Below are 10,965 nucleotides of genomic sequence, written 5' to 3'. Positions count from 1 at the left end.
TGCGCCAGCCACTCCCGGTTCTTCTGGGGCCTGCGGCTGTACCTGGTGTGCACCCCGGCGGGCATGCCGATCCTGTGGGCGCTTGCGAACCCGAAGCTGGACGAGCGCGAGGTGCTGACGGCGATGCTGGACCGCGAGCCGGACACGGTCACCGACCGGCCCGGCCTGCTGCTGATCACGGACAAAGGCTTCGCCTCCAAGGAGTTCGAGACCGTTCTGGCCCTGCGAGGGACAGAACTACTGCGGCCCTCGTTCAAGCGGGAGAAACGCCGCAAGGGCGAGTCCCTGCTGAAATCGGTACGGCAACTGATCGAGTCGGTGAACGACACCCTCAAGGGCCAGCTGGACCTGGAACAGCACGGCGGCCGGACCTTCGAGGGCGTCGCCGTCCGCGTCGCCCAGCGCGTCCTCGCGCTGGCCGCGGCGATCTGGCACAACCACAAGACCAAACAACCGGTCATGCGATCCCTGATCGCCTACGACCACTGATCACATCGGAATGACTCGTCTAGATGTACGAGCTCACGCGCGCCTCAGACCAGGACGCCGACGCGGTCGCCGAGGTCTGGCTCCGCTCATACGACGCTTCGCTGCCGGATGTTCGCCGGGCCCACTCCGACGAGGAGGTGCGGGCCTGGTTCCGGCAGGTGGTGGTACCGGCGGGCGGCACCTGGGTGGCCCGCCCTCCGGGCTCGGCCGAGATCGTCGGCGTGATGGTGCTGGAGGCGGGCGTGGTGGAGCAGTTGTACCTGGCTCCGGAGTGCCGGGGGCGGGGCCTGGGTGATGAGTTCATCGCGCTGGCGAAGCAACTGAGCCCGAAGGGGTTGGAGCTGTGGACGTTCCAGGTGAACACGTCGACGCACCGGTTCTACGAACGTCACGGTTTCAGCGTCGTGGAACGAACCGAGGGTGCGCGGAACGAGGAGGGCGAGCCGGATGTCCGCTACCGCTGGCGGCCCGCCCCCGAACCGGGAACCAAACCGCGGGCTAGAGCTTGACCTGGAAGACCGCCGCCGGGCGCTCCCACCGGTAGCCGAGCGCCTCATTGACCGCGCGCATCGGCTGGTTCTCGTCGGCGACCGTGGTCGCGATCTCCTGAACGGTCGGGTGGTGGGCGGCGAGTTCCGCCCGGGCCCGCTCCTTGACCGCGCGCCCGAGACCGCGTCCGCGGTGCGCCGGGACGACCACGGTGTCGTACTGGAGGGCGCGCGGGCCCTGCGGGTCGGGTAGCACGAGCTCCGTGTAGGCGGCGACTTCTCCTGCGGGGTCCAGGGCCGCGACGGTGAGCATCCTTCCACCGCGGGCCAGGATCAGTCGTTCAGCGGAGCGCAGCCGTTCGGCGTCCCAGGTGGGAGGGCGTTCGTCGAGGTCGCCGGTGGGCGCGTCGTCCATGGCGGCGTGGGCGACGGCGGCAGCGGTGGCGTACTCGTCCGGGACGATGCCGGGCCAACTCACCAGACGGTAGGGGTCGGGGAGCCGGCTCGGTCCGGTCGCGCCGGGCACCTCCTGCACGTACCAGGCCATCGGCAGTACGGGGGTGAAGCCCAGGGAGGTGGCGAAGTCCTCCCCGGGGCCACCTAGGGCGAGTTCCACGCTGACCGAGGTGCGGTGGTCGGCCAGGAGTTCACCACGCACCCGCTCCCACAGCGCCGTGCCGACGCCCTGCCGGCGAGCCCGCGGAGTGACCGTCAGGGTGTCCAGGTGGGCGGCGTGTGCGTTGCCCGGGTCGGTGAACAGCAGGACCGAGGCCACTCCGTCGTAAGGGCCGTGCGTCGCGTCGCCCTCTGAGGCCGCCACGAGGTGAACGTGGCGTCCACGGGCCGGAGGCACCCGGAGCCGACCGGCGGCCTCCACCCGGCCCGGGGGCGGCACGGACGGCGGCAGGTCGTGGGTGTGGGCGGCGTGCAGCACGGCCGCCCACGCGTCCACGGCGGCGTCGGACGGCTCCAAGGGGAGCGAGGCAATGGTCATGCACTCGACTCTATGCATCACGGTCTCGGACCGCGGCAGGGTTTTTCGTGACCCTGACGGGGCTCTGACAGTTGAGCCCGGCCTTGCCCCCGAGGGGCGCCGCCTACACCGGATACGCCGATGGCGGAGGGGGCCCGCTGCGGGTCCCCTCCGCCGTCGTACGGGGCGGCGGGTGGCTCAGACGGCCGATCCGGCCTTCCAGTCGGCCCAGCTCATGTTCCACCCGTTCAGGCCGTTCTCCGGCTGGATGGTGCGGTCGGGAGAGTTGATGACGGTCACCACGTCACCGATGAGGGACTTGTCGTAGAACCAGGCCGCCGGCTGGGACGGGTCGTTCGCGCCCTGGACGTCGTTGAGACCGACGCAGCCGTGGCTGGTGTTGGCGCTGCCGAAGATCGAGTCCGGTCCCCAGTAGTTGCCGTGGATGAAGGTGCCCGACGTGGACAGGCGCATCGCGTGCGGCACGTCCTTGATGTCGTACTCGCCCTTGCCGTCCTCGTTCTTGAAGCCGACTGTGGCGCCGTTCATCCGGGTCTCCTTGAACTTCTCGGAGATCACCATCTGACCGTTGTAGGTCGGGTTCGCCGGGGAGCCGGCGGAGATCGGGATGGTCTTGATGACCTGCCCGTCCCGGTTCACGGTCATGGTCTTCTTCTTGGCGTCCACGATGGAGACCTGGCTGCGGCCGATCTGGAAGGTCGCGGTGCGCTCCTGCACTCCATAGACGCCGGGGGCGCCCTCGACCCCGTCCAGCGCCATCTTCAGGGTGACGCTGGAGTTGGCCTTCCAGTAGGTCTCGGGGCGGAAGTCGAGGCGCTGGGAGCTGAACCAGTGGCCGACGACCTCCTGGCCGCTGCTGGAGTTCACCTCGATCGCGGACTGGACGGCCTTCTTGTCCTTGATCGGCTTGTCGAAGCGGATCGAGACGGGCATACCGACGCCGACGGTGCTGCCGTCCTCGGGGGTGAAGGTGCCGATGAAGCTGTTGTCCGGCGAAACGGTGGTGAACGAGCCGTTCTCGTGGGCCTCCCGACCCTCGGAGTCCTCGGCCGTGACGGACATCACGTACTTCGTGGCGCGCTTGAGCTTGCCCTCGGGCTTCCAGCTCATGCCGTCGGCGGCGATCTCGCCCGCCACCTCGGTGCCCTCCGAGGTCTTCAGGGCCACCTCGGTGAGCTTGCCCTCGGTGACGGTGACCTTGGTCGAGCTGTTGATCCCGACGTTGGTCGCGCCGTCCTTGGGCGTGATGGCTATTCGGGCCTTCGAGGTCTCCTTGGCGGCAGCCGCGTCGACCTCCGCCTGGGATTCCTTCGTGACCTCACCGCTGCTTGAAGTGTCCTTGGTGTCCTTGTCGCTGCACGCCGAGAGCACCAGTACGCCACCGAGCAGCGCGGACGCGGCCATCAGACCTCTGCGCCGCCGCTTGCTGTCCGTCCTCACACGCTTCTCCATCGTTGCCGAGCCCCGAGTCCCGGGTATCCCCCCGGGAGAAATCCCCGAGCGAGACCTCCGAAGCCCGGGGGCAGAGAAATCCCGCTCGCTTCGACAACGCGTTCCCGCACCTGATCGGTTCCACTCCCGGACCGACTGTGGGAAAACCCACCGACGGCGAGGGCGGCCTGTCCGCGTGCGGCGGCGGGCGCTACGCGCGGTAGCGGCCGTGCGAGGCAGGGCCCGAATCGCCCTCGCGGGCGCGGCGGTCCACCTCGTCCTGCGGGTGGTCCCGGCGGTCCTCCAGGGGGTCCTCCGGGTCGTGGTCCAGGGCTTCCTGGCCGTCCCGGTCATCCCTGGAGTAGTTCTCGGGGGTGTCCGCAGCGTCGTCGAGGTACCCATCTTCCTCGTCGAGGTCCCACTCCAAGGACTCGGGGTCGTGTTCCACGGGTTCCGTGCTCCAGGAAGCCTGCGCCAACTCCACCCCCGGGACCTCTCCAACCAGGTCAAAGGGGTCGACGAGGTAGGCCAGCGCCTCCGCAGCATCGGCCTGCACGGCACTTTGGGCGTGGTTCCGCTCCTCCTCCGGCATGAACTCATCGTCGACGATCCGTTCCAGGGCGGCGTCGGTCAACGCATCGGCGTCGTCCACCTCCAACACCAAATCCACACGAAGGCGTACATAGCGGGATGTCTCAGGAGAGGTCATACGTCGGAGACTAAGCCCGGGCACCCCCTGGCTTTCCCGCGACCCGCTGCTTTCATTAGCATCGGCCCACACGGCCAATTCACTGCTGCTGCAAGGGGGATCGACCCGTGTCCGCACGACGACCGCTGCTGACCGCCACTGCAGCGGGAACCCTCCTCTGCGCCGCCTGGCTGATGCCCTCAGCCAATGCCACCGCTGAGCACCCCACGGCGGCCACTCCGTCAGCGACCCTGCAGGCGATCCCGGCCCGTACCGCCGATTCGCGTTCCACTTCGCCTTCCGCTTCCGGCCCCACCACCGATTCCGCTTCGATTTCTGGCAGTAGCACCGGGGCGGGTGACGGTCCGTCACTCCACCTCGCCGCCACCGGGAGCATGGAGACCGTCCCCTACCTGATCGGCGGAACCGCCTTCCTGAGCCTGGGTGCCGGATTCGTCGCCTTCTCGGTCCGGCGCGGTCGGGCCCGCTGACCGCGCCCCGACCCGCTCGATCCTCGGTGGACCGACACGGCCCAGGCCCGCCCCCGTGCGGGGCGGGCCTGGGCTGTAAGGACGGGCGGGGTCCGTGCCGCCGCGCTCCTACGTGACCGAGCGGGTCTAAGGGCTGTCCCGTAATCCCCGGCGGGCGCACGGCGACAGCCCTTAGGCCAGTGGGCCGGTCACCGGCTCCACGGCCCCCACCAGTGCCCCGGAACGGACGAAGGCGTCGGCGGCGGCGAGGTCCGGCGCGAGGAAGCGGTCCGGACCCGGCCCTTGGGCGCCGGCGGCGCGCAGGGCCTCGATGGCCGCCCTGCTCGCGGGTGCCGGAGCCAGCCCGGTGCGCAACTCGACGGCGCGGGCCGCCGCGTACAGTTCGATCGCCACGATCCGGGTCAGGTTGTCGATGGCGGTGCGCAGCTTGCGGGCCGCCGACCATCCCATGGAGACGTGGTCCTCCTGCATCGCGGAGGACGGGATGGAATCGGCGGAGGCCGGCACGGCCAGCCGCTTCATCTCGCTGACCAGGGCGGCCTGCGTGTACTGGGCGATCATCAGTCCGGAGTCCACGCCGGCGTCGTCCGCGAGGAACGGCGGCAGGCCGTGCGAACGGTGCTTGTCCAGGAGCCGGTCGGTGCGCCGCTCGGCGATGGAGCCGAGGTCGGCCGCCGCGATGGCAAGGAAGTCCAGGACGTAGGCGACGGGCGCGCCGTGGAAGTTCCCGTTGGACTCCACCCGACCGTCCGACAGGACCACCGGGTTGTCCACCGCGGAGGCGAGCTCCCGGTCGGCGACGAGGGCGGCATGCGCGAGGGTGTCACGGCCGGCGCCGGCGACCTGCGGAGCACAGCGCACCGAGTAGGCGTCCTGGACGCGCGGCGCATCGTCCTGGTGGTGCCCGGTGAGCTCGCTGCCCTTCAGTACCGCGCGCATGTTGGCGGCGGAGGCCCCCTGCCCGGGGTGGGGGCGAATGGCATGCAGTTCGGGGGCGAGGACCTTCTCGGTGCCCAGGAGCGCTTCGAGGGAGAGCGCGGCGGTGATGTCGGCGGAGGTGTAGAGGGTGTGCAGGTCGGCGAGGGCCATCACCAGCATGCCGAGCATGCCGTCGGTGCCGTTCAGGAGGGCCAGGCCCTCCTTCTCCCGTAGTTCTACGGGGGCGATGCCGTGCTCGGCGAGGAGTTCACCGGCCGGCCTCACGGCCCCGTCGGGGCCTTCTGCGTCACCTTCGCCCATCAGCGCCAGCGCACAGTGCGAGAGCGGGGCGAGGTCGCCGGAGCAGCCGAGCGAGCCGTACTCGTGGACCACCGGGGTGATCCCGGCGTTGAGTACGTCGGCCATGGTCTGGGCGACGTGCGGACGGACGCCGGTGTGGCCGGAGGCCACGGTCTTCAGGCGCAGGAACATGAGCGCGCGGACGACCTCCCGCTCCACCCGCGGCCCCATGCCCGCGGCGTGCGAACGGACGATGTTGCGCTGGAGTTGGGCGCGCAGGTCGTGGTTGATGTGGCGGGTGGCGAGGGCCCCGAAGCCCGTCGACACTCCGTACACCGGCTCGGGCTTGGCGGCCAGGGCTTCCACGACCTCGCGCGCCCGGGCCAGCGCTTCGAGGGCCTCGGCGGACAGCTCGACCCGGGCGTTGCCCCGGGCTACGGCGATGACGTCTTCGGCGGTGGTACCGGACGTCCCCACCACGACAGTGTGCATATCCATATTCAGCACCCTACGGACTGAATCCCGAACTGTCACTAGTCCCGTGACCGGGACGGTACCGGCCGGATCGCCCCAGCAGCGGACACCCTCGGCAGCCACCCTGCGGGCCCACCGGAATCCGGCCCGGACCGCGCCGACCGACCGTCAGGGGCGCCCCGCGCGGAGAGTCGAGGACCCGGGGGCCGACTCGATCGCAACCCCACCCCCAGAACCTGCGGTCACCCAGCCGCCGACCAGCGGCGAAGCCGCTCCTCGACGGCTCTGCGCGGCAGGGACCTACCCGCCGTCTCGACCTCGGAAGCGCCGCCGCTCGGCGCTGGTCGAGGGCGGGGCGTCGGCCAGCCGGACCACGGCGTTATCCCGGCCCGCCACGACGGGCCGCGCGGACCGCACCGCCTTCGCCCGGTACTGGGCGGCGTCCGCCAACCGGAACAGCCGCCTGGAGGACTTCACCGGTCCGATCGGGTCCCCGGTGGAGGCGACCCCGCAGGCGACCCCCTCACCGAGCTCCAGATCGGCCGCCCGGGTGCACAGCTCCTCGGCGACCACAACCACCTCGTCGGCCGTGGGTCCCTCACTGACCAGGCAGAACTCGTCCCCGCCCAACCGAGCCGCGAGAGCGCCGGGCAGCTTGGCCCCGCAGAGCGAGAGCACGGAGCCGAATCGTTCCAGCAGCCGATCGCCCATCGCATGGCCGAGGGAGTCGTTCACCGCCTTGAGCCCGTTGAGATCGCAGACCACCAGGCTGACCACCACGTTCCGACTACGGTGCGAGGTCAGGGCCGCGTCCAGGCGCATGTCCACCGCCCTACGGTTGGCCAGGCCCGTGAGCGGATCGGTGAAGGCAAGCCTGCGCGCCTCCTCCAGCCGCTCGGTCTGCACCAGTCCGGCCGCGATCACCGCCGCCAGGACGGTGGCGAACTCCGCGTCCTCGGCGCCGAACTCCACCTCCGCGACGTTGCGCGCCACATACAGCTCACCCCAGGCACGACCGTCCAACACGATCGGGGCGACCACACAGCTGCCCCGCCCCCGCCTGCGCAGTCCGGCTCCACGGCGCCCCCGCTGCTGCCCGTAGGCGGTCTCCACCCAGGCGTGCGGTCCGCCGCCACCGGCCCACCGCTCGTGCAGGAACTCGGTGATCTCGGGGAAGTCGTGCACCGGATAGGACTCGTCCGAGGGGAACTCCCGCTCGTCCGCCCTCCGGTCGCCCTCGTTGACCAGCACCCGCAGCCGCCCGCGGTCTCGCTCCCAGGCCGAGACGGCGGCGAAGGAGCCGTCCATGGCCAGTCGAGCCCCCCGGGCCGCCGCCCGCACGCACTCCCGTGCGTCCGATGCGGCGGCCATGGCCTGCGCAAGACCCACAACGGCCCGCAGCCGCCCGTCGACACCCATCACTCCAGGTTACGGACCTATGTCCGATTTAGCGGCGATTGAGGGCGTCATGCGGGGCTGGCCGGGTGACCGAAAAACGCAGGGCGACTACGTTCCGTGCTCGACGCTACTCCCCCGGCCACACCGGGCGTCGCTTTTCGTTGAACGCCGCCACGCCTTCAGCCCGGTCCCCGGAGAAGGCCACCGACCGCCACGCCGCGTCCTCGACCTCCAGGCCGGCGCGCAGGTCCAGGCCGTGACCGAGGCGCAGCGCCCGCTTCGCGGCTCGCAGACCCACCGGGGAGTTGACCGCCATCGCCGCCGCCAGCTCCAGGGCCCGGGCTCCGTTCCGGCCGGCCTCGACCAGCTCGTCGACCAACCCGATCGCCAGGGCCTCGGGGCCCTCGACCCGACGGGCCGTGAAGATCAGCTCGGCCGCCCGGGCCGCCCCGACCCGGCGCGGCAGCAACTGCGTACCACCACCGCCGGGGATGACCCCGACGGATACCTCCGGCAGGCCCACCAGGGCAGTGGTGTCGGCGACGATCACATCGCAGGACAGGGCGAGTTCGAAACCGCCACCGAGTGCGAAACCGTGGACGGCCGCGATGGTGGGCACGGGCAGTTCCAGGACGCCGGTGTACGCACCACGGGCGAGCGGGCGCTGGCGCACCAACTCGGCGTCGGTGAAGGAATTGCGCTCCTTCAGGTCGGCGCCGACGCAGAAGGCGCGCTCATGGGTGGAGGTCAGGGCGACCACCCGCACCGAGGCGTCGGCCGCGAGTGCGGCGCAGGCCGCGCCGATCGAGCGGGCCATCTCCGTGGAGACCGCGTTCATCGCCTTCGGGCGGTCCAGCACCAGTTCGGCGACGTGACCTCCCTCGCCGTGCCGCCGCACCGCCACGAACTCGCCGAAACGCTGTTCCGCTACTTCTGCCGACCCTGCCGACTTCGCCGACGACATCCCAGCCCCTCCCGGTTAACGAGCGTTACCCGGGGATCTTAGGCGCCCGCCGCGTCAGCAGCCAGGGCTCCACCACGCCGAGCCCGCGCACCGGCCGCTGCCACATCGGCTGGAGCGCGAAACGGTACGAGGGCGCCGCCGCCCCGCCCTGCTGGGCCAGCTCCAGGGCAGCCGCCGCCTCCGCCTCCGACGTGGGCGCATCACCGGTGCGCCCCAGTTCCTCGGCCAGCGCGGGATCCACCAGGACCGCGTTCTTCGGAGCTATCGAGGTGAGCCGACTGGCGAGGTTCACCGTCGTCCCGAACACATCGCCCATGCGGGTCGTCACGGTGCCGAAGGCGATACCGACCCGCAGCTCCGGCATCGTCTCGTCGCCCTCCATGGCATCGATGAGCCGCAGCGCGATCTCCGCCGCCGTGCCCGCGTCGTCGGCCGCGTAGAGGACCTCGTCGCCCAGGGTCTTGATGAGCCGGCCCCCGTGCGCGGCCACCAGATCGGCCGCCGTGGTCTCGAAGGCCTCGACGAGTTCGCCGAGCTCTTCCTCTTCCAGACGCCTGGTCAACCGGGTGAAGCCGACCAGGTCGGCGAAGCCGACGGCCAGCCTGCGGTCCACCATCTCCTCGTCGTCGGCCGCCTGCACGACCCGGCCGGTGGCCGCGGCGAGCTGTCGTCGCCAGACGTAGACGAGGAACTCCTCCAGCTCCGGGAGCAGCAGCTCCACCAGCGGATACGTGACCTCGGTACGGGTCATCCCCGGCTCCGGCGGCTCGGTCAAGCCCTCCAGGAAGGAGTCGATCTGCCATTCGGCCAGCCGGGCCGTCGTCTGCCCGGTGGAACGGGCCACCTGCACCGCCATCGGCTCGCTGAGCAGCCCGGCCTCCACCAGGCCGGCCAGCCGTCGCAGCGCGAGGACGTCCGCCTCGGTGAGCGCCTTGGCCTGGCCGATGTCGGCGAAGCCCATGGCCCGCCAGAACCGGGACGCGAGCTCCATCGAAACCCCGGCGCTGCGCGCCGCCTGGAAGGGCGTGTACCGGCGCTCGGCGCCCAAGATCAGCTGTTCGAGGCGGATCGCGAGCGGATCGGCGGTGGGTTCAGCCGTGTGGTCGACCTCGTGGAGCGGGGTGTGCTGATCGCGGCCCACCGGCCCGATCGGCTGGGGAGTGCCGCCGGAATGAGTGTCGTCGACGGTCACGCGCCGCCTCCTGTCCGTTCCGTACACACTGCCTGGCCTGCCGGTCTCGCCTGGTCGCCAGGCGATCGGGATCGCCTAAACCATACGGCAGGTGTGCCGTAGCTCACTCCCACTCCAACCCTTCAACTACGTGGCTCCGGTCCCCTCCCGTGGCGGCCTTCCTCAACCGTTGCGCAGATGGACCACGTCTCCCGCCCCCACGGCCTCCTCGGCCCCGTCACCAGTTCGGACCACCAGACGCCCTTCCCCGTCCACCGCCACCGCCTCGCCGCTGAGCGTCCGCCCGCCGGGCAGCTCGGCCCGCACGGTACGCCCCAGGGTCGAGCAGCCGGCCGCGTAGGTCTCCTGGAGTCCGCTCGCTCCGGGGTCGCCGCCGGCGGCGCACCAGCGGCCGTACCAGTCCGCCAGGGAGCGCAGTACCGCCCGCAGCAGCGGGTCGCGGTCGGTGACGGCGGCCTTGGCGAGGGTCAGCGAACCCGCGAGCGGCACCGGCAGCTCCGCGGCACTCAGCGTCACATTGAGCCCGATGCCGATGACCACGCTGTCGCCGGCGCGCTCGGCCAGGATGCCGCCGGCCTTGCGCTCCTCGCCCTCGACCGCCACCAGCAGGTCGTTGGGCCACTTCAGGGCGGTGTCCACGCCCGCCGTACGCGAGACCGCGGTGGCGGTGGCCACGCCGGCCAGCAGGGTGAGCCAGTGCCAGCGTTCGGTGGGGACCTGGTGCTCACCCGGTTTGAGCAGGACGGAGAAGAACAGGCCGGAGCGTGCGGGTGCGGTCCAGGTGCGGTCCAACCGGCCTCGGCCGGCGGTCTGCTCCTCAGCTACCAGGACCGCGCCTTCGGGCAGTTCGGCGGCGCGTGCCGCCAGATCGGAATTGGTGGACCCGGTGCTGCTGACCAGCTCGGCGGAGGTCCACAGGCCACCGTCGGTGACCAGCGCCCGGCGCAGCGCGGAGGCCGAGAGCGGCGGGCGCTCCAGATTGGACCAGCGGCCGGCGGACGGGTCGGAGCCGCTCCGGGGAACGGGCGATGAGTCATCTGAAGGCGTCATGCAAGCCACACTAGGTGTGGGAAACACCGCAGTGCCGCGCGGCATGCGCGCCGATACGCTACGTGTCAGTAGCGATCAACAGACAGCA

Annotated in this window: 11 protein-coding genes; 3 read left to right on the top strand and 8 right to left on the bottom strand. The window is 71.0% G+C overall.

Features of this window, described 5'->3' with window-relative positions:
• Positions 1-489: transposase (locus ACFYMC_RS08720; protein ID WP_388520875.1), on the top strand; the 489-nt coding region annotated here is incomplete at its 5' end.
• 23 nt (positions 490-512) lie between these two features.
• Positions 513-998, top strand: coding sequence for a GNAT family N-acetyltransferase (locus ACFYMC_RS08715; protein WP_388520872.1), 486 nt, complete (start codon positions 513-515; stop codon positions 996-998).
• On the opposite strand, the gene ACFYMC_RS08710 is transcribed toward ACFYMC_RS08715, so the two are convergent.
• From ACFYMC_RS08710 to ACFYMC_RS08700, 3 genes are all read right to left on the bottom strand, one after another.
• A complete protein-coding gene (locus ACFYMC_RS08710; protein WP_388520868.1) occupies positions 988-1,971 on the bottom strand; it encodes a GNAT family N-acetyltransferase in 984 nt (327 codons plus the stop codon). The two genes, ACFYMC_RS08715 and ACFYMC_RS08710, sit on opposite strands and share 11 nt — an antisense overlap.
• A 177-nt stretch (positions 1,972-2,148) precedes the next feature.
• On the bottom strand, positions 2,149-3,423 hold the full coding sequence (locus tag ACFYMC_RS08705) for an Ig-like domain-containing protein (RefSeq protein ID WP_388520865.1): 1,275 nt from the start codon (positions 3,421-3,423) through the stop codon (positions 2,149-2,151).
• A gap of 190 nt (positions 3,424-3,613) precedes the next feature.
• Positions 3,614-4,111 carry a hypothetical protein gene (locus ACFYMC_RS08700; protein ID WP_388520862.1) on the bottom strand — a complete coding sequence of 166 codons (498 nt, stop codon included), beginning with the start codon at positions 4,109-4,111 and terminating at the stop codon, positions 3,614-3,616.
• Between the two features lie 107 nt (positions 4,112-4,218).
• Between ACFYMC_RS08700 and ACFYMC_RS08695 the strand changes: the two genes are divergently transcribed.
• The gene (locus tag ACFYMC_RS08695; protein WP_388520859.1) at positions 4,219-4,581 is read left to right on the top strand and encodes a hypothetical protein; all 363 of its coding nucleotides are present in this window, start codon (positions 4,219-4,221) and stop codon (positions 4,579-4,581) included.
• 171 nt (positions 4,582-4,752) lie between these two features.
• On the opposite strand, the gene hutH is transcribed toward ACFYMC_RS08695, so the two are convergent.
• From hutH to ACFYMC_RS08670, 5 genes are all read right to left on the bottom strand, one after another.
• Positions 4,753-6,291: a histidine ammonia-lyase gene (gene hutH, locus ACFYMC_RS08690; protein ID WP_388520907.1), complete on the bottom strand. Its 1,539-nt coding sequence runs from the start codon at positions 6,289-6,291 to the stop codon at positions 4,753-4,755.
• A 282-nt stretch (positions 6,292-6,573) separates the two neighbouring features.
• Positions 6,574-7,692 carry a diguanylate cyclase domain-containing protein gene (locus tag ACFYMC_RS08685; protein WP_388520856.1) on the bottom strand — a complete coding sequence of 373 codons (1,119 nt, stop codon included), beginning with the start codon at positions 7,690-7,692 and terminating at the stop codon, positions 6,574-6,576.
• Between the two features lie 106 nt (positions 7,693-7,798).
• Positions 7,799-8,635: an enoyl-CoA hydratase/isomerase family protein gene (locus ACFYMC_RS08680; protein WP_388520853.1), complete on the bottom strand. Its 837-nt coding sequence runs from the start codon at positions 8,633-8,635 to the stop codon at positions 7,799-7,801.
• A gap of 25 nt (positions 8,636-8,660) precedes the next feature.
• A complete protein-coding gene (locus ACFYMC_RS08675; protein ID WP_388520850.1) occupies positions 8,661-9,827 on the bottom strand; it encodes an adenylate/guanylate cyclase domain-containing protein in 1,167 nt (388 codons plus the stop codon).
• A gap of 162 nt (positions 9,828-9,989) precedes the next feature.
• On the bottom strand, positions 9,990-10,877 hold the full coding sequence (locus ACFYMC_RS08670; protein WP_388520847.1) for a biotin--[acetyl-CoA-carboxylase] ligase: 888 nt from the start codon (positions 10,875-10,877) through the stop codon (positions 9,990-9,992).
• Positions 10,878-10,965 lie beyond the last annotated feature (88 nt).

The organism is Streptomyces sp. NPDC006879, from assembly GCF_042869595.1.
In the GTDB taxonomy this organism is placed as follows: domain Bacteria; phylum Actinomycetota; class Actinomycetes; order Streptomycetales; family Streptomycetaceae; genus Streptomyces.
The sequence above is the reverse complement of the archived record's forward strand: the minus strand, read 5'-3'. Positions and strand labels throughout refer to the sequence as shown.